Below are 20,984 nucleotides of genomic sequence, written 5' to 3' on the forward strand. Positions count from 1 at the left end.
GTGCGCCCGTCAACCCGGGGTAGACAGCGTCACCAGTGCGGAAACTAAGACAAACCTGAGAATCTGCGGTAGCTTTTAGCCACATGGAGGGGAAAACATGGAACATCTCCGTAAAGTCTGCGGCGACGCAGTTCACGGGGCAGGTAAATGTGTCGGTGCTGCCGGGGGTTCAGATCACCAAGCAGCAGATCAAGCTCGGCCAAGAGCTAGCGCAGCTCATCGAAACCACGGCGCGCAGCTACCGAGCGGTTGATGAGACGCAGCCGATCGGTAGGAATGCCGACGACGTGTCTGGGGTGGCGGCGTTCGCAATCATGATGCTGCGGGTCCTACGGCAAGCCCGAAGCACAGAGCAAACGTGCACGTTTGCGATTTTCTTAGTTGAGGCGTGCCGCGCGGGCCTCTGGGATGAGCCGCGTTTTGCAGTCGCGTTTTCACTTGCGACCACGGTGCGGGAGAAGGCCCGCAACTTGGAACGTGGTGGGCAGCTCGAGGACTATCTGAACGAGATCGAACGAGCACTGCCTCAGCCCATCCGTAAGGGAACCCGGTGGTCTGGGCCAGTAGTCGCCGTGCGGTACAAGGAGTTCGAGCAAACACCCGTTGAGGGGTCGAAACTTGTACAAATGAACACGGCGTTGCACTCCACACACGTAGACAGCAGCGAGCTCACCGACGAGCACTTTGGTGGCCGCACGACTGTCCTGCCGATGCCGCTGTACCGGCTGGGCGAACCGGGAGCGCGGATGCTCATGTCGTTCTTCGTCGGCGGTGCGGAGTACACGGTTGGTCTCGAAGGGAAGCGCCCAGTGTACGGCCCGCTGCGGGCGATTGGGTTGGCGCTGGAGAAGTTCGTCGAAAAGCGAAATGCTGCCACGGCGCTGGATGTGTACCGCACGCTCGCGTACGCGCGGGCGTTGTTGCAGCTCGCGAACGAGGATGCGTACGCGGACAACGAGTACTTGGCCGAGGCTGTCGACGACGCACTCTGCGAATGCGCGGACACGCTGTGGGAGGCCGGCGAGGAGTTCGAGGACTTCCACCAGGCGGTTTTCGGCGCCGACTACTGGCGGGCTGAGGAGCTGCTGCCGGAGGACATCAGTGAGCGCGTAGACGGCAACCTTTCGCGGGAGCAGTTGGAAGCACTGAACGAAGCCGTGGTTGAGGCGACGCCGGGGCGCACCGTGGTGGTGTTCTACAACCCAAACGGTGATCAGCACGCGGAGCTGCCCACTGATTGGATCCCGGAGCAGGAAGATTTCACACCGGTCGCGGTGCCGTGGTTACAGGCGGAGCACTTCGCGAGCCCCTCAACGCAGATCTTCCGGACGAGGTTCTAGGGGGAGTGAAGATGGCGCTCAGGCGCGCTTTTCCGCGAGCTGGCGCCCCTCAATGATCCGCGAGAGACTCGACGGGTTACGCGCCCATCGCGCCGCTTCGCTCTCGGTGAAACCAAGGAATTGGTCAAGGGAAACGGCTTCGCTACCGGGTTGAGAATCGTGCCAAGCGTCGACCCAATCGTCGATGTCTCCGGGGTGCGCCTCGCCTGTCAAGCAAGCGTCGATAAAGCTTTTAGACATCGATCCTCCTTCCTCGGATTGCAGGTCCGATTCGTTCACCTGTGACGGCATCAAAGACTCCGATGTGTCTACCACGGACGTTAGTACTCGTCGAGAGTTTTGCCTTCACTACCGGGTGCCGAGCTGCGCCATGCGTGAACCCAGATGTCGATGTCGCTCGGACTAGCCTCGCCGGCGAGGCACGCCGTTACGAAGCTCTTAAAGATGGTCTTCCTCCATCGACTCGCCATTCTGCAACGAAGGGGGATCAAAGCGACGGAGCTTGTCCATTCGTTCTCCTTCTGCATGCAAATCTTGTTCGGTCAGCAACTCCTGCCAGGTGGGCTCATCAAAATTGAACCGTGGCGGAGGGGCATAACGCGGATTGAGAATCCGCCCCCAGCGTGCATCAATGATTGGGTTATCAGGGTCGGCTTTGAAGCAACACCAAGCTCGGAGATACCCAATTGCCTGATCTGCGGCATTAGCTGTCTCAACTAGGTCTGGAACAAGTTTGTCGGCGTGTTTGACTCCCTTGTACACCTGGTTGAACTGGTCTGCCCATTTCTCGGGATGCGATAGGGCGATTCGGGGCATGTCCAAACACACGCGTTTGACGAAGTTCGGAAAACTATTCTTGATCGTGCCTTGAGCCTGCTTTCCTTCGATTTTGTAGCCGAACTCCTCAAATGCAACTGCCGCGTTCAGCAGGCGGTTTTCCCACGACGCCTGTTCGGAGATGGCTCTACTCAACGCTGCTATGCCTGCTCTATTCTCCGCCCAGAATGTTAGCCACCTGGTAAATACCTCGGGCTGCTCGTATTCGATTAATGGGAAGCGCCGGGGATCCGAGCTAACTCGGATCGTCCAATCTGGCTGTCTGGAATTGAGCACGGGGCACGATTTGAGGATTTTAGAGTTGAACACGCGCCCGTTGAAATCCCTAATGGGGTTACCTGTCCCTTGGATGATCCGCTCGGAAAAACCGATCGGAACCCCGTAGACAATTGACAAAAAGTCTAGGAGGGCGGAGTGCTCCGCTAGGGCTTGGTGGATGGATTCTGGGCGATCGAGATTGGTAATAATCCGGGCAGCACTGAAGGCGGTAATGCCACCCTCGATTCCAGTTTCGGTCTTTCCCTCAAGCTGGAGAGTGTGTTCGATCGTCCCGGTTGCCACAAGCATCTTAGGGCTGCGCAGCTGAATATTGAGCCAGCAGTCTCCATGTGTGGCATCCTTCTGGTCAATCAATTCGTGATTAACCAGTCTCGCTTCTTCGCCAAGCCAGCTCTGTAGAGCGGGAACCACGGTTTCCACGCGCTGAACGGTTGACCAAGTATTACCGTTACCTCCGAAAACTAGGAGCTGTGGTTCTAGGACCCATTTCTCAACCTGCTTATAGGGGCCGCCCCCTTCGGTTCGCCTCGAAAGGCAATTAACGAGCTCAACCTTTCCTAGATCGTCAACAAAAATAAGATCCAGGTTGTTAGTTCGAAAGCGTGAAATACCTTTTGGCCAACGATTTCCTGGTTCCTCGTACTGGGAGGCGAGTGACAAACTCACAACGCCCTTGTCCCGCAGAAGTACTGCAGAAATCGGAGCGTGGTTGTTCGCGAGAACCCAGCCCTGGCGTCGTTGCCCGTCGCGGAGGCAGTTTCGTTCAGCCACCTCGTCCCTTCGAATCCAAATTGACACTGATTAGATTCTACTAAACTAAGTAGCAACGTTTTGTGCCTTAGCTGTGGTCGGCGGTCTTCTGCCTTAGCGATTGAAAGTTCTGGCGTGACCTCTATCTATCTCCCCATCCAAAGAAATCAGAGAGCACTTCAAACGGAACATCTTTCTTACCGATGTCTACTCCTCAAACACGATTACCTGGCGCAGTGCGAGGCCGTGGTGGAGGTTGTCCATTGCCTCGTTGATGTCGGTCAGCGCAATGCGGGCGCTGATCAGCTTCTCTGCGTGGAGCTTGCCCTCGCGCCACAGCTGCTCGAATCGTGGGATGTCTCGGGCTGGGGTGCAGGAACCCAGGTAGCTGCCGCGCAGTGTGCGTGCCTCGGTGGCAAGCACCGTCGGATCGATGCGGCTCACCGAACCCGGGGCGGGCAACCCGAGGGCGAGGGTGAGTCCGCCGCGGTCGGTGACGGCGAAAGCGGTTTCGAGTGCTGCTGGGTGGCCGGCGGCCTCGATGGCGGCGCTGAAACGACGGCCGGACGCGAGGGCCTCGTCGGGTGTCATGACCTCGGTGCAGCCGAGTTCAAGCGCAAACTCCCGCTTGTTGTCCTGCAGGTCGATGCCCACGATCTCCTTCACGCCGAGTGCTGCAGCGGTGAGTGCGGCACCGATGCCCACGCCACCGAGGCCGACAATCGCAAGGGTGGTGTCTGTGTTCGGTTTTACCTCGTTGAGCACTGCTCCCCCGCCGGTCATGATGGCGCAGCCGAACGTCGCAGCGATCTCCGGGGGCACGTCAGCACCGACGTGGGCGATGGACCTCGTGTCCATGACGGCGTGCGTCGCAAAGCCCGAAATGCCCAGGTGGTGGTTGATGGGCTGACCGTCGCGGAGGATGCGTCGTTCACCGCTCAGCAGCGTGCCTGCCACGTTGGCGTTCGAGCCCGGCTCGCACGGGGTGGTGCCGCCGGTGGCGCACGCCGCGCACTCGCCGCAATGCGGAAGCGCGATGCAGACGACCCGGTCGCCGGGTGCGAAATCGGTGACTCCCTCGCCGACCTGCTGCACCACGCCTGCGGTCTCGTGGCCGAGAAGCATGGGTACCGGGCGGGGCCGGCTGCCGTTGACTACGGAAAGATCCGAGTGGCAAATTCCGGTGGCCAGGATCTTCACCAGCACTTCGCCGGGGCCGGGCGGCATCAGCTCAAGCTCGCACACGGTGAGCGGCCGAGAATCCGCGTAGGGCTCGGGGCTACCCATATCTTCGAGAACCGCGCCAGTGATGGTGATGGTGTTGTGTGCCATGCTGCTTCAAGATACCTGTCTGAAAGCTCGGAAATTCATGCCTTGGACATGTGAGAATTGAGGAATGAGAAAGTCTGTTATTGCCGTGGCATCGGCCGCCGCCGTGACCCTGTCGGCTGTTGCTGTCCCTACTGCCTCCGCATCGTCTGCAATGTTGAGTTCGCTCATCGCCTTGGAGGCTGCGGACTCAGGTTCCTCCGAGGCTCTGTCTTCTGAGGCGAAGGCCCTGTCGTCCGACGACCAGGTTGTCCACTCCACCGGCAATGATGGCGCCTCCCTTGAGTCCTCTGAGTCTTCTACGTCCTCGACGACTGACTCGGACACCGGCAAGACAATCGGCTACGTGGTTGGTGGCATTGCCCTGGTCGCCGCTGGAGCGGGCGTGGTGTGCTGGGCTATGCAACAAGGCGTTGTTCCCAACCCAATGCCTACGGTGATTCCGTGCAACCCGCCGCGTCCTACTCCCCCGCCGCCTCCTGCGCCGGCACCCGCCCCGGAGTCCGCACCTGCTCCTGCGCCCGCTCCGGCTCCTGCGCCCCAGCCGGCACCCGCCCCGGAAGTGCGCCCCGCCCGTGCACAGCCGTCCGGCAAGACCTACCCGAACTGCCGCGCAGTGTGGAACGACCTCGGTCGACCGATCTACCGTGGTGAACCAGGCTACGGATCCCACCTCGATCGTGATGGTGACGGCAAAGGCTGCGAACGCCCGCCGAAGTAGTGCCACAATGGCACTATGACCTGCGCAATCTACTACTCCACCTACTACGGTTCTACGCAGCAGTACGCGGAGGAGCTGGCCAGCCGCCTCGGCACCGCAGCTGAGCCGCTCCCCTCCTCGCCGAGCGCCGTCGCCGCCGAACCCGCCGCGGGGCCGCTCGTGGTGCTGGCCCCCGCGCACGGCCCGCTTCACGACGGCGCGAAGTTCCTCCAACAGCTCCCCGCCGCCGTCCTCGGCAACCGCCCCGCGTGCCTGGTCACCGTAGGCATGACGTTGGATGACGAAGCCGTGCGTGCGGACGCTGCAGGCGGGCTCCTCGGCAAGCTGAAGGACTCGGTAACTCGCTTCTACCTGCCGGGACGGATGCACTACTCCGAGCTTTCCGGCCCTCACAGGACCGCGATGCGGGGGCTGGTGAGCATGCTCAAGCTCAAGCCGGGCAAGTCGGAGAATGAGCAAGCGTTGATCGCCAGCTACGGCAAGGACATCGACCGCGTCGACCTCTCCCGCCTCGCTCCGGTGGAGGCGTGGGCGCGGGAGCACGGGGCGTAAAAGGTCGCTCAGGTTGGTTAGCGACCTTTTAGGGCCTTAAAGGGTCGCTACACTGTGAGACATGACTTGGCCCGCAGTCACGTATGAGACTCTCCTCTGGCATTCGGCCGCCGATGGGGTCTCTCGTCGGGCTGTTCGGGCGATGCCTTCGAGCTACGAGAGTGCAAAAGTGGCGTCGATAAGCACCCTGCTCCTGCCGCTGAGCTCGGAGACGCTCGCCGAGGTTGAACGAGCTACGGTGGCGGTCACTCGCTTCGACGCTGTTGAGGCGCACCGGGTGCTGCCGTTCACTCCCCTGCTGCTGCGGAGCGAGTCGGTGGCGTCGAGTCGCATCGAGCAGCTCACGTCGTCGGCCCGGAAGATTCTTGAGGCCGAGATGATCGGGGGCTCCGGCAACGCAGCGCTCATCGCTGCAAATACCCGCCAGATGGCTCGTGCTGTCGAATCCGGTGAACCGACGGTCGCGTCGGTGCGTGAGATGCATCGGTTGCTGCTCGCGGAGTCTGCGCCGCAGATTGCTGGGCGGTTCAGGGACCAGCCGGTGTGGATCGGAGGCGCCGATTCGCATCCTGGCGGAGCGCTGTTTGTGCCTCCTCACCAGCAGTGGGTCGGCGAACTCATGGCTGACCTGGAGGCGTTCATGCAGCGCGATGATATGCCGGCGCTCGCGCAGGCCGCGGTGGCGCACGCGCAGTTTGAGACAATCCACCCATTTGCCGACGGCAACGGAAGAACTGGGCGCGCGCTAGTGCACATCGTGCTGCGCCATCGGGGGGTGAGCTCCAGTGTCGCTCTCCCGATCTCCGCGGGGCTGCTCACGGATATTGACGGCTACTTCAATGCGCTCACCGCCTACCGAGGCGGAGACGTGGAGCCCATTGTCCTGTTGTTTGCGCAGGCGGCGCTCAAGGGTGTGGAGCGGGGCACATGGCTTGCCGACGAACTCAAAGCGTTGCGCACTGAGTGGAACGATCGCCTCTCTGCCCGCGCCGATTCGCTGGCCTGGGCAGTGCTCGATGTGCTGTTGCAGCGGCCGGTTGTCACGTCGGCGCTGGTTGCAGAGTTATTGGATAGCTCAACGGCGCAGGCCCGCAAAGCCCTCGATCGTCTAGAGGCCGACGGGATTGTGGTCTCTGCTCAACTTGGGAAGCGTATGCGCGCGTGGCGCTCTCCCGATGTGCTGGCCTTGCTGGATGAGTTCGCTGAGCGCGCCGCCCGCCGGATGTGACCTTGCTTGCCGCCCCTGCGCGGGCCTGTGACCAGCACTAAACTGCTGAATTGAAAGCCTCCAAACCAACGTCACACGATGCGCCGGTGGTTTCGCGCCCGGCGCGGAAGGGGTTCCATCATGAAGATCGCAGTTATCGGTGCGGGCGCAATGGGTCAGCTCTTCGGCGCGCGGTTCATCGCGGCTGGTGAAGATGTCGTCTTCTTCGATGTCATGGACCAGACCATTGACGCGCTGAACAACGACGGCATCGAGCTGATCATCGACGGCGAATCCACACACGTCGAAGCTAAGGCCGCCAAATCCGCCGACTACACCGAGCCGGTGGATTTCGTGCTGTTTTTCACCAAGGGCTTCCACACCCCCGGTGCCATCGCGGGCGCTAAGCACCTGTTCCATGAGAACACGATTGCCTTGACGCTGCAGAACGGTATCGGCAATGGGGAGCTGCTGCTTGAAACGTTCGGTGAGGACAACACCCTGGCCGGTGTCACCGACTATTCCGCGGACCGCGCGGGCGCGAACGCGATCACGTCCTCCTCCTACGGTTCCATCGCGATGGGCGATCTGGTCGCGGACGGTGTGAACTCCGATGCCGCGGTGCAGATCCACGAGCTGCTCACCCGCGCCGGGTTCAACGCCGAGCTCTTCGACAACGTGAACATCCCCATCTGGGAGAAGCTCATTCTCAACACTGTGCTGAACACCATCGGCGGCGCGACCGGCCTCACCCTCGCCGAGACCAACGAGTCCGAGCCGGGCCACCGCCTCTTTGAGGCAGTGCTCGCCGAAGCGCTCGCGGTCGCCGAGGCGCGCCAGGTGCCGGTGCGTGCCGACGTCATCCGCGAGCACATCGACACCGTCTTCGCCAAAGCCGGCAGCCACAAGACGTCCATGACCCAGGATGTCGAGGCTGGTCGTCGTACCGAGATCGACGCCATCGGCGGCGCCGTTGCCAAGGCTGGTCTGGAAGCAGGCGTGCCGACGCCCGTGTTGTCCACCCTCGCCGACGTCGTACGGGCGCGCACCCTGCCACGCGGGTAACGCGCACGCCACCGTCGTCAAGCGCTTGCCCCCGTGCGTGTAACCGCGGGCAAGGCGGGCACCACCCAGCTACTTCCCTACTGTTGTAGGTGATCCGGTGCTCCCCCTACGAAAGGCTCCCGATGTCCACAGTTCCCGGCGGCTCAGGCTCTCAAACCTCGACAGGCAGCGGGGATGACCTCCCTGAGCTGCACAGCGAGGAGCACCTCGAGCAGGCGCGCGACGAGTTCGAGCTCGACCACCTCTCCGATGCTGACCGCGAGCAGATCGAGGAGCAGGCGAAGACCGACTCGGTGCCGGATGGCTCGGTGATGTCGTGGGCGATGACGCTGTTCGGCACCGCGGTCGGCGCCGGCATCCTGTTCCTGCCGCTCGACGCGGGCACGTTCGGGTTCTGGCCGTTGGTGGTGGCCACGCTGTTCATCGGCCCGCTGGTGTTCTTTTCGCACCGCACGTACGCGCGCATCGTCTCCGGCTCGCCGATCCCCGGCATGGACGTGCTGCAGGTGGTTACGGCACTCACGGGCCGCAAGCGCGGCTTTGCCACGGCCCTTGTCTACTGGTTCGCCGTCTACCCGACGGTGCTGATCTACGCGATCTCGATAACCAACACCGTGGACAGCTTCATTGCGAACCAGTTCAACGGGCCCGAGATCAGCCGCTGGGTGCTCGCCCCGATCTGCGTGGGCATCCTCACCGGCGCGTTCGCGTTCGGGCAGAAAATCACCTTGACCATTGCGAATTTCTTGGTGTATCCGCTCATCATTGCGCTTGCCGGCGTGTCGCTGTATCTGATTCCGCGGTGGGACATTGCCAGCTTCATGTCGTACGAGTCGGACACTCCGATCTGGCAGTCGTTGTTGCTGCTGCTCCCGGTGCTGGTGTTCTCGTTTAGCCACATGGCGGCGCTGTCGCAGCTCGCGCTGGACGTGCAGAAGAAGCACGACAACGACGTGGCGAAGACCGAGAAGGACGTGACCAAGATCGAGCTGATCGCGGTCACAGCCCTGGTGCTGTTCACGATGTTCTTCGTGTGGTCGTGCGCCTTTTCGCTGGGAGCGGACGGCCTGGACGCCGCCGCAGAGCAAAACATCCCGGTGCTGTCCTATCTGGCTAACGAGACGGGGACCCCGCTGCTGGCGTGGCTGAGCCCGATCGTGGCCATCTGCGCGATCGCCTCGTCCTACTTCGGCCACATGCTGGGCACCGAGGAGGGCACCACCTACCTGCTGCGCGTCGCGGCGCCGGACTTCGCGCAGCGAGTGAACGAGAACGCGCTGCGCTGGATGATCAACATTTTCGTGTTTGTCACGGGCACGTTGATTGCGGTGTTCAACCCGTCGATTATGACGCTGATTTCCGTGGTCGGCGGCGTGTTCGTGGCGTTTTTGGTCTACATCGTGCCGACGCTGCTCTTCCGCAAGGCCACCGCCTACAAGCACTACGCGAACCGCCCGGACACCATCTTCGTGGGCGTGATGGGCATTGTGATCGTCGCCGTCACCATCTGGGACATCGTCGCCGGCTCATAGCTACTAAAGAGCTGGAGGCACTGGGAACGCGCTCGCCGGGGATAGTCGGAACAATTCCGAAGAATTAGAAACAACACGTTGAGCTGCGAGAATGCAGCAATCTGTTGTCGGAGTTTTCACCATTGCGTGGTCTATATCTTTCTCATATCTTTCTTGTCCTCGATCGACAGCTAAAAAGATATCCCTGGGTGAATGTACAATGCTGGTATGACGGACGTCGTACATTGGCGGGTGCCCGAGCACATCGAGGATGCCCTCGAAGCTGTCCACTCTGGTGCCACGGCGGACTCGCAGGAGTCTCTCACGCTGGAATTCAAGGAGGACCCAGCTCGCAGTTCCGGAAATGACGCCGGTACGGAGACCAGCGGGACTGCGGCGCGTGCGAAGCTTCTGGAAAAGCTGGTGGATGAAGCGATCTGCATGGCGAACAGTGAAGCCGCTACCGGAGACATCGTGGTGGGGATTGCAGACAAAACACCGGGTCCGGCTGCTTTCACTGGGACCAACCTATCCGAGGAGGACATCGCGCGTAGCATTTTCAACCGGACCAGACCCAATCTGCAGGTACAGGTAACCGCAGTTGATGGATGGGGCGCGCGCCTTCTTGTGATTCATGTACCAGAAGCTCGGGCGCTGTACAGCCGCCAGGACGGTGCGGCGAAGCAGCGAACCGCGGACAAACAGTTTTCCTGCAAACCTCTGACAGAGGAACAGCGCAGGTCGATCGATATGGCTCGGCGAAACCCTGATTACTCCAATGAGCCAGCAGACATTGGTGTCGATGACCTTAACCTTCCTGTCATTCAAGAGGCCCGTCGAACGTTGCGTATGCACAGGGAAACCACCGGCCAGGGTGCCGCCATCCCGAGCACCACGTATGGTCTCCTCCGCGAGCTGGGTCTTTTGCTTCACGACGGACGGATGAAACGTGCGGGAGAGATCCTTCTGGCATATCCAGAGCCGACGGATGTGGTAGTTCGGTACCTGTGGCGAAGCTTTCCCGGTAAGGACCCCCAGACGGTAGAAATCTCCGAACCTGTCCTTCTAGCGCTACCTCGGCTGAAGCGATTGATTAAGGACCACGGTGGCAGGGAGATTGAGAGGGTCCTGTTTGAGGACGGTCGCGAAGCGGCCATCGCCCGCTTTCCTGATCAGGCAGTCGATGAAGCGGTGACGAATGCGCTCATTCACCGCGACTGGCGGCTTCCCGGGCCAGTGGTGGTTGAGCAAACCAGTCGTACATTGAAGATCACTTCGCCCGGCCCCCTGCCGCCAGGCGTAAGTCTGGATCAGCTCTTATCCACTCCTTCCATACCGCGCAATAACCGGCTGATGGCAGCGATGCGGACGCTTGGACTTGCTGAGGAAAGCTCCCGCGGTTTCGACCGTATGTGGGCGTCCATGATCCGTACGGGGCGCGACGTTCCGGAGGTATTGGCAACTGAAGCGTATGTACAGGTTGTCCTCGATGCCCAAAAGCCAGATGTCGAATTCGTCAAAGGTCTCGCCCGCCTCGCCGCCCGTTTCGGGGCTGAAGTTTCCGAAAGCGTGGATTCACTCATTGTGCTGTGGCACCTCAATACCGCCCCGCTTATTACCGAAAAGACGGTGAAGGAAAAAACACAGACCTCCACTCGGGAAGCCAATGAGCTCATGGAAGAGCTGGTAGAGCGCGGTGTCCTGGAACCCGTTCGGGATGCGAAAGAGTGGTTCCTGAGCCCCGAGTCGAGACAACTTATGGGCCAAGCGGGGGAAGGCGAGATTGCAACCGTCAGTATTCAAGAGTGGGTCGAGGCCAAGCTGGCCGACGGGGAAGCCCTCCAATCCGCCGAGGTCGCGGAGTATGCGGGCATCTCCACTCAGCAGGCCGGTAATATTCTCCGGCACCTCCGTGATTTAGGCAGAGCCAAGATTGACCCAGCCGGCCCGCCCCGAGGCCGCGGCACACGGTGGATCAAAGCCTAAACTCGTGCTGAAAAGAATTTCGGAACAATTCCAAAGAATTCCAACTAGACCGCTGACCTGCTTTAACACCGAGACGCTCGTGGATAAATCTCCCGATTCTTGGCCCTATATCTTTCCGATATCTTTTCCGTTTCTCCGACCAACTGGGGGCGGGGCGGAGGATCGTCGCAAAGCAAAGGCCCTTTACTACACTGCATAACCATGACTGAGGCGAACCCCACTGCGCACCGGTACACGGCGGCGCTGGCCAACGAGATTGAATCCACCTGGCAGCAGTACTGGCGCGACAACGGCACGTTCAATGCGCCGAACCCGACTGGTGATCTGGCGACGGGCGAGGCGCTGCCGGCGGAGAAGCTCAACGTCCAAGACATGTTCCCGTACCCGTCGGGTGCGGGTCTGCACGTGGGCCACCCGCTGGGCTACATCGCCACCGATGTGTACGCGCGCTACAACCGCATGCTGGGCAAGAACGTGCTGCACACGCTGGGCTACGACGCATTCGGTCTGCCGGCGGAGCAGTACGCGATCCAGACGGGCACGCACCCGCGGACGACGACTGAGGCCAACATCGCCAACATGGAGCGCCAGCTGAACCAGCTGGGCCTGGGCCACGATAAGCGCCGCGCGGTGGCTACCACCGACCCGGAGTTTTACAAGTGGACGCAGTGGATCTTCCTGCAGATTTATAACGCCTGGTTTGATGAGGAGCAGCAGAAAGCCCGCCCGATCGAGGATCTGGTGCGCGACCTGCTCACCGGTGCCCGCAAGACGAAGGACGGGCGCGACTTCAAGGACCTGAACACGCAGGAGAAGCACGCGGCGCTGGATGAGTTCCGTCTTGTGTACCTCTCCGAGTCGATGGTGAACTGGTGCCCGGGCCTGGGCACGGTGCTGGCGAACGAGGAAGTCACCGCCGACGGCCGTTCGGAGCGCGGCAACTTCCCGGTGTTCCGCAAGCGTCTGCGCCAGTGGATGATGCGCATCACCGCGTACTCGGATCGTCTGCTGGATGATCTGGAGCTTTTGGATTGGCCGGAGAAGGTCAAGAGCATGCAGCGCAACTGGATCGGCCGCTCCCGCGGTGCGCAGGTTGCGTTCGGTTCCACGGCGGGCGACATCGAGGTCTTCACCACCCGCCCGGACACGCTGTTCGGCGCCACCTACGTCACGCTCGCGCCGGAGCACGAGCTGGTGGAATCCCTGGTGGCGGATGCGTACCCGGACGGCACCCCGGAGACCTGGACCTACGGCCAGGCCACCCCGCGCGAGGCTGTCGACGCGTACCTCGCTGCCATCGCGGCGAAGTCCGACGTGGAGCGCCAGGAGAACAAGGAAAAGACCGGTGTCTTCCTCGGAACCTACGCCACGAACCCGGTGAACGGGGAGCAGGTGCCGATCTTCATCGCGGATTACGTGCTCACCGGCTACGGCACAGGCGCCATCATGGCGGTGCCGGCGCACGACGAGCGCGACTACGAGTTCGCCTCCGTCTTCGGCCTGCCGATCATCCCGGTGCTTGACGGAGACATCTCCGAGGCGGCGTTTGTGGGCGATGCGGCGCATATTAATTCGTCGAATAGCGAAGGCCTGGACCTCGACGGCCTGGGTAAGGAAGACGCGATCGAGGCCGCCATCACCTGGCTGGTGGACCGCGGCGCCGGCGAGGAGAAGATTCAGTACAAGCTGCGCGACTGGCTGTTCGCCCGCCAGCGTTACTGGGGCGAGCCGTTCCCGATCGTGTACGACGAGTACGGTCAGGCCCACGGCATCCCGGAGGACCAGCTGCCCGTCGAGCTGCCGGAGGTGGAGGACTACAAGCCGGTGTCCTTCGACCCGGACGACAAGGATTCGGAGCCCTCTCCCCCGCTGGCCAAGGCCACGGATTGGGTGAACGTGACCATGGATCTCGGCGAGGGGCCGAAGCAGTACCGCCGCGACACCAACGTGATGCCGCAGTGGGCGGGTTCCTCCTGGTACCAGCTGCGCTACATCGACCCCACGAACTCCGAGGAGTTTGTGAACCTGGAGAACGAGCAGTACTGGACAGGCCCGCGCGAGGACGAGCACGGCGCCGGCGACCCGGGCGGCGTGGACCTCTACGTCGGCGGTGTGGAGCATGCGGTGCTGCACCTGCTGTACTCCCGCTTCTGGCACAAGGTGCTCTATGACCTGGGCTTTGTCACCTCCAAGGAGCCGTACCGCCGCCTGTACAACCAGGGCTACATCCAGGCCTACGCGTTCACCGACGCGCGCGGCGTGTACGTCCCGGCCGCCGAGGTTGAGGAGTGCGACGGCAAGTTCTTCTACGCCGGCGAAGAGGTCAACCGCGAGTACGGCAAGATGGGCAAGTCGCTGAAGAACGCCGTGGCCCCGGATGACGTGGTGCGCGATTTCGGTGCCGACACCCTGCGCGTGTACGAGATGTCCATGGGCCCGCTCGACACCTCCCGCCCGTGGGCGACGAAGGACGTCGTGGGTTCCCACCGCTTCCTCCAGCGCCTGTGGCGCCTCGTGGTCTCCGAGGAGGACGGCTCGCTCGCAGTGGTAGACAGCGAGCTGACCAGCGACGACGCGAAGCAGCTCCACCGCACCATCGCCGGCGTCCGCGACGATTATGAGGGCCTGCGCGACAACACCGTCGTGGCCAAGCTCATCGAGTACGTGAACTACCTGACCAAGACGTACCCGTCCGGCGCCCCGCGCGCCGCCGTCGAGCCGTTGGTGCAGATGGTCTCCCCGCTCGCCCCGCACATCGCCGAAGAACTCTGGGCGCGCCTCGGCCACGACGGCACCATCACCTTCGAGCCGTTCCCGACCTTCGACGAGAGCTTGCTTACCGACGACACCGTTGAACTCCCCGTACAGATCAACGGCAAGGTCAAGGCGCGCGTCGAGGTGCCGGTGGACGCGGCGCAGGACGAGATTGAGCAGATCGCGCTCGCAGACCCGCGCGTGGTCGAGCTGACCACCGGCGCCGGCAAGAACGTGGTGAAGACCATCGTGGTGCCCGGCCGCATGGTGAATCTGGTTGTGAAGTAGCTCGCGGGGGAGCACCCTGCCCTGCCCCGAGGCGGGTCCTGCGGGCCGCGGGCCGGGCTGGAGCTGTCAGCGAGTGGAGCTCTCAGCGTCAACGCTGTGACCTGCGGTTTTCTAAACGACACCTGACCGCGACAACGCTGAGAGCTCCAATTGGCGTTTGGAGAGTGGCGCACCCCTAGAAATTGCTGGGACGTGTGTGACTGGATGGAGTCAAAGTGTGGCAGGTGGGGCTGGGCGCTGGGCGCGGGCGTCGGTAGGCTGGGGGCGCAATTGACAGCGAGCGTCGCAAGGAGACTTTCGATGACCAACCCAAACCAGGGCGGCTACCCGCCGTACGGCGAGGACCCGCAGCCGGAGCAGCCGAACGCGCCGGGCGCGGGCAATGAGGCGGGTGGATCGTCGCGTTACCCGAGCTACCCGAATTACCCCAGCTACGGCGGCGACGGCTACGGCGCACCCGCGCCCGGCGCGCCGCAGCCGAACTACGGCGACCAGCCGGCGGATTACTCCCAGTTCGAGGTGAACTCCGCCGCGTCGATGGCCGGCGCGAATGCGCTGCGCTACCACGGCATGCAGCTCACCGACGGATTCTACGGCGACGGCACCCAGCCGCACCCACTGAATGATCCGCAGGCCAACGGCTGGGCGCACCGCAAGGGCACCGGCAAGCTGCGCATCGGCGAGGCGATTGCCTGGGCGTTCAAGGCGTACGGGAAGAACCCGGCGCTGTGGCTGATCATCGGTGCGATCACGGCGGTGCTCAGCGTGCTGTCCTCGATCTCCAGCCTGCCGTTCATCGGCGGGCTCGCCGGTATTGCGTCACTCCTGCTGTGGCCGGTGTTCGCGGCGGCGGCGCTGCAGCAGACGCTCGTCGTTAAGCTGAAGTCCCCCAGCGCGCCGGCTTACGGCAAGACGCTGGGCGTGGGTGCCGTCATCATGGTGATGGCGACGATCGCGGCGACGATTTTGGGCATCATCACGTTCATGTTCGCCTTCGCGTCCATCGACATCGATCCGGCCGCGCTGCCCCAGCAGCCGGAGGAAATCTTCCAGGATGAGGCGCTCTTGGGCACGCTCGCGCGGTCCTTCGGCCTCGCGTTCGGCGCGATCATGCTGGTAGTGCTGCTGCTGGTGCCGTTCATTGTCTTCCCCATTTACTACGCGGCGGACAACAACGGCGGCTTCGGCACCGCGTTCGGCCAGGGCATGAAGGCGGGTGCGCGCAACTACCTGCCGACGCTCGGCCTCGCGATCTTCGGCGGCCTGCTCAACCTCGTCGCCGGCGCGCCCGCGTTCCTCACTATCGCTGGTGTGCTCGGCACTGTCATCGGCGGCCTGCTCTCGGTTGTGCTGATGACGCTGGCCGCGCCGATCGGCCTGCTGATGGTGGCGCACGCCTACCGCCAGGTGTCCGGCGGCCCGGTGCCCTATGACACGGCCCAGTAGCCGAACCTTGGCCGCCGCGGTGATCGTCATCGCGGCGGTTTTGGTTTTCACCGTGGGCAAGGCGTACTTCTCCGTGCCAGGCGTGTGGTCGGCTGACAACCACCAGGTGCAGGAGCTGCGCCTCGAGCCGCTGTCCAGCTTCAAGTACTACAACGTGTGGTGGGGGCCGTGGCTGAACCTGATCGGCAACATCGCGCTGTTCGTGCCGGTGGGCTGGGTCGCGTTCTTGATTTTCGGCGGCATCTGGCCCGCAGCGCTCGCCGGCCTCGCCTTCAGCTTCCTCATCGAAGTCGCGCAGTACGTGCTCGCCGCCGGCTACTCCGACGTTGATGACCTGCTCTTCAACACCCTCGGCGCGCTGCTGGGGGCGATGGCGGCGCGGGTGATCGTCGGCAAGCGAGTGCCCTAGCGGGCGAAGTGGTAGCGCCGCATCATCGCCTCGAGCAGGCGGCGGCCGTCCCTCGTGGCCTCCAAACCCGTGGGCCCTTCGTATATGCCGCCGGCTGAGAAGAGCAGCGAAATTGCATCTTCCATGGCCGCGGTTGGGAAATCGTGGTTGTGCTCCGGCACCTCCATGACCCCGAGGGAATCCGCCATGCACGCGGACATGCTGCGCCAGTCCATGCCGAAGGCGCGCTCGAAACCGGCGCAGAGTTCACCTGCGAACTCCCCGACCGGATCGGCGGAGCGCACGAACTTCCCGCCGGTGTAGGTCATGCTGAGGTAGCCAGGTTTGCTTTCCTCGATGAAGCCCGCGCCCTCCAGCACCTTGCGCAGCAGATGCACAGACGGCTCCGTGGTCTCGCGCGGGCGGCTCCAGATGTTGGGGATGTCCAAGTAACGGAGGAAGTTCTCTACCGTGACGCTGGTGAGATAGCCCTTGCTGGTGAGCTTGGCGGGGACGCGGAACTCCTCGACGGCGGTGGTCAGGACGGAGGCGAGGAAATCGCCTTCCTCGTCATCAGCCATCCTGTGCGGCGCGCCGATCGGCGGGATCTCCCCTTCGCCCATTCCCGGGATCACCGTCAGGTGCGGGGCGCCCGGTACCTGCTGGCCCGGTACGCCGGGCACGCCCGGTACGCCGGGGACGCCGCGCAGGTGCGGGAAGTCATCGTCGTCGCGCGAGTCGCGGAAGGGAATGTCCAGGCCGGGGATGGGCATGCCCAGGACATCTTCGCCGGCGTGCTGCTCGAAGAACTCGGCCACGGCGGCGATCAGCGTCGGGTTGCGGTCCGGCGCCGGGTCGTTCTGCAGGATGTCGCGCAGCTCCGGGCGCGAATCGATGAACTCCTCGAACTGGTTCGCCAGGTCGAGCGCCCGCGGGTCCAGGGAGGCTTCCTGGGCGGCGTCGAAAAACAGCTCCTCCGCCACGAAGCCGATGCGGGTGGCCACCGCCACGGGGTCTGTGACGGTGAGGCGCTGCAGCATGCGCTCCGGGGACATCACCGGCAGAAAGCTCAACAGCAGCGGGGTGATCTCCATGTCGGGCTCGAGGCCCGCGGCGATGCGGCGTGCCTCGGCGCGGAAGCGCGTCATCATGGCGGGGCCGTTGGTGGCTTCGACGATGTCGGGCCCGGAAGCGTCGATAAGCAAGGGTGTGGGACCGTCGAGCTGGGAGCGGCCGAGGACCTCAATGTGCACGTTCCAATTCGCGGTCGGGTCGTAGATGTAGGTGATCTCGGTGAACTTGTGCACCGTCAGATCCGCCTCGTCGGCCTCGCCCGCGCTGGGCACCTCGGCGAAGACCTGACGCAGCTCCCCCGAGCCGGTCACGTACAGGTGCGATGCCGCGCCGGAGAAGCCGAACGCCGCGTTGATCACCTCGGACAGCTGACCCAGATCCATCGAATCGTCGACGTTGATGGTGCGCGTAATCTCCGGATTCGCGTCCTCCAACGTCATCAGCAACGTGACATTCATAGCCCTCCCCTAGATCGGCTCGCCGCCGAACACCACGGCACGAACCCACCCTGTCGCACGGTTCTTCACACCCCACGTCCTGCCGCCGGCCTCCGCGTAGGCAACTTCGCCCGCGGGGACGTCGACGTTTTGGACAGCGCAGCCGTCGGCAAGCGCAAGCAAACCGTACTCGAAGTTCGGCTCGAGCGTGAAGGCAACCTCAGCGCCCGGGGCCAGGCGCAGCTCCGCGGCGACCACCGGGTGCGCGGTGGCGACCGGGGACGTGCGGCCGAACATGGTGCCCGCGAGCACGCGCGCCTCGCCGGAAATCTCCGTGGTCACGCCGCGGAGCGTGAAAATTTCCGGCTCGAAGATCTCGACCGTGCCCTCCGCATCCGCAATTGCGTCGAGGCGCGCGCCGACAACGCGACCGGCACCGCGCACCTGCGACCCGCTGACCACGCCTACCTGGTCGGGCGTGACCGGCTCGTTGAAACCGCCCGGGCCGGTGAGCCGCAGCTCCCCGTCCGCCACCCAGAAGAAACTCTGGCGGCCGCTGCGGGGTGCGAGCTGCCCTTCCGCATCGCGCGTATCCAGCGCCACGGCGAGGTCCCATGCGCCGATGCGGTCCGCGCTGCCGGCGGCCCCGGACAGCGGGGTCAAATCGAGGTTGTCCATGTGCGTTATGGTACCTGCGTGCCACAACTTTCAGCTGGACTCATGCTCGCCCTCGCGTTCTTCGCCGCGGCTGGTCCGCTCGGCATCGACATGTACCTGCCGGGCCTGCCCCAGCTGCAGGCTGACCTGGGCACCACAGCCCCCGCGGTACAGCTGACTATCTCCGGTTTCATGGTGGGCATGGCCGTGGGTAACTTGCTCTTCGGCCCGATTTCAGACGGAACCGGCCGCAAACGGCCCATCCTGATCTCCTCGCTGGTCTTCTTCGTCACCTCGGTGCTGTGCGCCATCGCGCCGAACATCTGGTTCCTGGTGGGTGCGCGCTTCCTGCAGGGCATCGCGGGCGGCTGCGTCATCGTGGTCTCGCGCGCCGTAATCCCCGACCTCTCCCGCGGCACCGCCGCCGCCCGCGCGTTCTCCGCTCTCATGGCGCTGACGGGCTTCATGCCGGCGATCGCGCCCGCGATCGGCGGCCTGCTCTTGCCGATGGTCGGCTGGCGCGGCATCTTCTGGCTCCTCGCCGCCGTGAACCTCGTGCAGGTGCTGCTGGCGCTATGGCTGCCCGAGACGCTGCCCGCGGAGCGCCGCGCGCCGGGAGGCTTGCGCACCCTTTTCCCCCGCATCGCGCAGTGCCTGCGCCGTCCCGTCTTCGTGGGCTACCTCCTCGCATGCGCCCTCGGCTTCGGCGCGCTGTTCAGCTACATCTCTGCCTCGCCGCTGGTACTGCAGCGCCAGCTCGGCCTCTCCCCGACCGCATTCTCGCTGGTCTTCGGCGCGCTCGCCCTGTCGTTTCCCCTCTCCAACGCCCTGAACATGCGCTTGGTCAAGCGCGTCGCGCCCCGCCGGGTGCTCACCGCTGCCTTGCTTATCGACGTCTGCGTTGCCGCCGCCCTGATCATCCTCGCCCTGGCTGGGGACTTGACCTGGTGGTTCATCCCGCTGCTGGCGCTGCTGCCGATGATGTCCGGCTTCATTTCCGCCAACGCCACCGCGCTGGCCGTGGAGGACGTGCGCGACATCGGCGCTGGTGCCGGCACTGGGGCGATCGGGTTCACGCAGTTCCTGGTCGCGGCCACGGTGGCTCCCCTGGCCAGCCTGGGCACCAACCATGCCCTGGCCATGGCGGTGTCCTCGCTGGCCTGCGCCGCGGTCGCGCTGGCAGCCGTGTTGCTGCTCACCCGCACACCGGCGGCGCGCTAGGTTAGCGCAGCTTGGGCCTGGAGAAGCCGGCCAGCGCCACCAGGGCCACCGCGCCGAGGATCAGGGTGATGAGCAGCGTTCCGGCGAGATAACCGGCGTCCACAGTAAAGGCGCCCAGCGCCGAGCCGGACGCGATGCCGACCTGGAACGTGACCACGTAGATGGAGCTCACGAGGTCCTGGTTGTGCCGCCCTGCGTGCATAAAAATGGTCGTGCCTGCGGTGGGGAGGGATCCTGCAGCGATGCCGAGCACCGCGACGGTGAGGAACATCAACACTCCGGAATCCAGCTGCAGCGCGATCATGCCGGTGAGCGCGGCCGTCATGAGCAGCACCGTGTCCAGGCCGTTGATGCGGATCATGCGGCGGTCTACGCGGCGGCCGGCGAACACCACGCCCACGATGCCGAACAGGCCGTACATAGACAGGCCCACGGGCACCCAGCGCGGGCCCGCGGTGGATTCCACGAGCAGCGCCAGGTACGTGAAGCTTGCGAACAGCGCCGTCACCGCGCAGGCCAGGTAGACGATGAGTGAGGGGATGGCTGCCTTCGCACCCTGGGTGCCGGCGTTGGCGTCGCGCGGCTGCGCGGGCATCGAGGGCAGGGTACGCAGCAGCAGCACGACGGCTACGATCGTCGCGGCGCCGAGCACCCACGTGGAGTTGCGCCAGCCGATCGCGTTACCGATGGCCGTGGACAGCGGCGCACCGATGACCGTGGACATCGTCGCGCCGAAGGAGACCGCGGCCACCGCGCGACCCATCTGACCTGGGGGAGCGAGGCGTGCGGACATCGGGTTGACCATGGACCAGAACAACCCGTGCGTCAGTGCGGCCGTGACGCGGCCGGCGAAGAGCACCCAGTAGTTCGGCGCGAGTGCCTGCAGCGCAATGCCGGTGAGCAGGAAGCCGAGCGTGGCCATGAACAGCGGGCGGCGGTTCAGATGGCTCGTCGCAGCCATCAGCGGGATGGTCACCACCGCAACGAGCCCGGCGTAAACCGTCATCAGCAAGCCGATCTGGCCTTCGGAGACACCGAGGTCCGCCGCCATCGGCGTGATCAAGCCGACGGAGAACATCTCGAACGTCACGTACACAAACGCCGCGAAGCTCATCGCGGCCAAGGGCACGATCTGCATCTTG

Annotated in this window: 16 protein-coding genes; 11 read left to right on the forward strand and 5 right to left on the reverse strand. The window is 63.8% G+C overall.

What is annotated here, in order from left to right:
• Positions 1-83: 83 nt before the first annotated feature.
• A complete protein-coding gene (locus tag M5J20_RS09000; protein ID WP_253578764.1) occupies positions 84-1,340 on the forward strand; it encodes a hypothetical protein in 1,257 nt (418 codons plus the stop codon).
• 438 nt (positions 1,341-1,778) lie between these two features.
• Here the strand turns inward: M5J20_RS09000 and M5J20_RS09005 are convergent, their stop codons facing one another.
• Together M5J20_RS09005 and M5J20_RS09010 are read right to left on the reverse strand one after the other, a co-directional pair.
• Positions 1,779-3,254, reverse strand: coding sequence for an ApeA N-terminal domain 1-containing protein (locus M5J20_RS09005; protein WP_253578766.1), 1,476 nt, complete (start codon positions 3,252-3,254; stop codon positions 1,779-1,781).
• 159 nt (positions 3,255-3,413) lie between these two features.
• Positions 3,414-4,538 (reverse strand): alcohol dehydrogenase catalytic domain-containing protein, encoded by a 1,125-nt coding sequence (locus M5J20_RS09010; RefSeq protein ID WP_253578769.1) that lies wholly within the window; start codon positions 4,536-4,538, stop codon positions 3,414-3,416.
• A gap of 64 nt (positions 4,539-4,602) precedes the next feature.
• On the opposite strand from M5J20_RS09010, the gene M5J20_RS09015 reads away from it, so the two are divergent.
• From M5J20_RS09015 to M5J20_RS09055, 9 genes are all read left to right on the forward strand, one after another.
• A complete protein-coding gene (locus tag M5J20_RS09015) occupies positions 4,603-5,256 on the forward strand; it encodes an excalibur calcium-binding domain-containing protein (RefSeq protein ID WP_253578774.1) in 654 nt (217 codons plus the stop codon).
• Positions 5,257-5,271: 15 nt separating this feature from the next.
• Positions 5,272-5,808: a flavodoxin domain-containing protein gene (locus tag M5J20_RS09020; RefSeq protein ID WP_253578777.1), complete on the forward strand. Its 537-nt coding sequence runs from the start codon at positions 5,272-5,274 to the stop codon at positions 5,806-5,808.
• 61 nt (positions 5,809-5,869) lie between these two features.
• A complete protein-coding gene (locus M5J20_RS09025) occupies positions 5,870-7,036 on the forward strand; it encodes a Fic family protein (protein WP_253578780.1) in 1,167 nt (388 codons plus the stop codon).
• A gap of 120 nt (positions 7,037-7,156) precedes the next feature.
• Entirely contained in the window at positions 7,157-8,080 is a 924-nt protein-coding gene (locus M5J20_RS09030; protein WP_253578783.1) for a ketopantoate reductase family protein, read from the forward strand.
• Between the two features lie 122 nt (positions 8,081-8,202).
• Positions 8,203-9,612 (forward strand): aromatic amino acid transport family protein, encoded by a 1,410-nt coding sequence (locus M5J20_RS09035; protein ID WP_253578786.1) that lies wholly within the window; start codon positions 8,203-8,205, stop codon positions 9,610-9,612.
• A 207-nt stretch (positions 9,613-9,819) separates the two neighbouring features.
• Positions 9,820-11,577, forward strand: coding sequence for an RNA/DNA-binding domain-containing protein (locus tag M5J20_RS09040; RefSeq protein ID WP_253578789.1), 1,758 nt, complete (start codon positions 9,820-9,822; stop codon positions 11,575-11,577).
• A 201-nt stretch (positions 11,578-11,778) separates the two neighbouring features.
• A complete protein-coding gene (gene leuS, locus M5J20_RS09045) occupies positions 11,779-14,619 on the forward strand; it encodes a leucine--tRNA ligase (protein WP_253578792.1) in 2,841 nt (946 codons plus the stop codon).
• A 300-nt stretch (positions 14,620-14,919) separates the two neighbouring features.
• Positions 14,920-16,065: a hypothetical protein gene (locus M5J20_RS09050; protein ID WP_253578795.1), complete on the forward strand. Its 1,146-nt coding sequence runs from the start codon at positions 14,920-14,922 to the stop codon at positions 16,063-16,065.
• 7 nt (positions 16,066-16,072) lie between these two features.
• On the forward strand, positions 16,073-16,474 hold the full coding sequence (locus tag M5J20_RS09055) for a VanZ family protein (RefSeq protein WP_253578798.1): 402 nt from the start codon (positions 16,073-16,075) through the stop codon (positions 16,472-16,474).
• Here the strand turns inward: M5J20_RS09055 and M5J20_RS09060 are convergent.
• Both M5J20_RS09060 and M5J20_RS09065 read right to left on the reverse strand, forming a co-directional pair.
• Positions 16,471-17,985 carry an IS1096 element passenger TnpR family protein gene (locus M5J20_RS09060; RefSeq protein ID WP_253578802.1) on the reverse strand — a complete coding sequence of 505 codons (1,515 nt, stop codon included), beginning with the start codon at positions 17,983-17,985 and terminating at the stop codon, positions 16,471-16,473. The two genes, M5J20_RS09055 and M5J20_RS09060, sit on opposite strands and share 4 nt — an antisense overlap.
• A 9-nt stretch (positions 17,986-17,994) precedes the next feature.
• Positions 17,995-18,642: a pirin family protein gene (locus M5J20_RS09065; protein WP_253578805.1), complete on the reverse strand. Its 648-nt coding sequence runs from the start codon at positions 18,640-18,642 to the stop codon at positions 17,995-17,997.
• An 18-nt stretch (positions 18,643-18,660) separates the two neighbouring features.
• Here M5J20_RS09065 and M5J20_RS09070 point away from each other — a divergent pair, with 18 nt between their 5' ends.
• The gene (locus M5J20_RS09070) at positions 18,661-19,842 is read left to right on the forward strand and encodes a multidrug effflux MFS transporter (RefSeq protein ID WP_253578808.1); all 1,182 of its coding nucleotides are present in this window, start codon (positions 18,661-18,663) and stop codon (positions 19,840-19,842) included.
• A gap of 1 nt (position 19,843) precedes the next feature.
• Here the strand turns inward: M5J20_RS09070 and M5J20_RS09075 are convergent, their stop codons facing one another.
• Complete coding sequence (locus M5J20_RS09075) at positions 19,844-20,956, reverse strand: MFS transporter (protein ID WP_437177638.1); 1,113 nt, start codon at positions 20,954-20,956, stop codon at positions 19,844-19,846.
• Positions 20,957-20,984: the final 28 nt, after the last annotated feature.

The sequence above is a fragment of the Corynebacterium stercoris genome, assembly GCF_024160105.1.
GTDB lineage: Bacteria > Actinomycetota > Actinomycetes > Mycobacteriales > Mycobacteriaceae > Corynebacterium > Corynebacterium stercoris.

Excerpts from the sequence above, each read along its gene's own strand:
- M5J20_RS09075 (WP_437177638.1), bottom strand. The coding sequence starts at position 20,956 with ATGAGCTTCGCGGCGTTTGTGTACGTGACGTTCGAGATGTTCTCCGTC.
- M5J20_RS09030 (WP_253578783.1), top strand. The coding sequence starts at position 7,157 with ATGAAGATCGCAGTTATCGGTGCGGGCGCAATGGGTCAGCTCTTCGGC.
- M5J20_RS09060 (WP_253578802.1), bottom strand. The coding sequence starts at position 17,985 with ATGAATGTCACGTTGCTGATGACGTTGGAGGACGCGAATCCGGAGATT.
- M5J20_RS09035 (WP_253578786.1), top strand. The coding sequence starts at position 8,203 with ATGTCCACAGTTCCCGGCGGCTCAGGCTCTCAAACCTCGACAGGCAGC.
- M5J20_RS09010 (WP_253578769.1), bottom strand. The coding sequence starts at position 4,538 with ATGGCACACAACACCATCACCATCACTGGCGCGGTTCTCGAAGATATG.
- M5J20_RS09065 (WP_253578805.1), bottom strand. The coding sequence starts at position 18,642 with ATGGACAACCTCGATTTGACCCCGCTGTCCGGGGCCGCCGGCAGCGCG.
- M5J20_RS09000 (WP_253578764.1), top strand. The coding sequence starts at position 84 with ATGGAGGGGAAAACATGGAACATCTCCGTAAAGTCTGCGGCGACGCAG.
- M5J20_RS09020 (WP_253578777.1), top strand. The coding sequence starts at position 5,272 with ATGACCTGCGCAATCTACTACTCCACCTACTACGGTTCTACGCAGCAG.
- leuS (WP_253578792.1), top strand. The coding sequence starts at position 11,779 with ATGACTGAGGCGAACCCCACTGCGCACCGGTACACGGCGGCGCTGGCC.
- M5J20_RS09025 (WP_253578780.1), top strand. The coding sequence starts at position 5,870 with ATGACTTGGCCCGCAGTCACGTATGAGACTCTCCTCTGGCATTCGGCC.
- M5J20_RS09015 (WP_253578774.1), top strand. The coding sequence starts at position 4,603 with ATGAGAAAGTCTGTTATTGCCGTGGCATCGGCCGCCGCCGTGACCCTG.
- M5J20_RS09050 (WP_253578795.1), top strand. The coding sequence starts at position 14,920 with ATGACCAACCCAAACCAGGGCGGCTACCCGCCGTACGGCGAGGACCCG.
- M5J20_RS09040 (WP_253578789.1), top strand. The coding sequence starts at position 9,820 with ATGACGGACGTCGTACATTGGCGGGTGCCCGAGCACATCGAGGATGCC.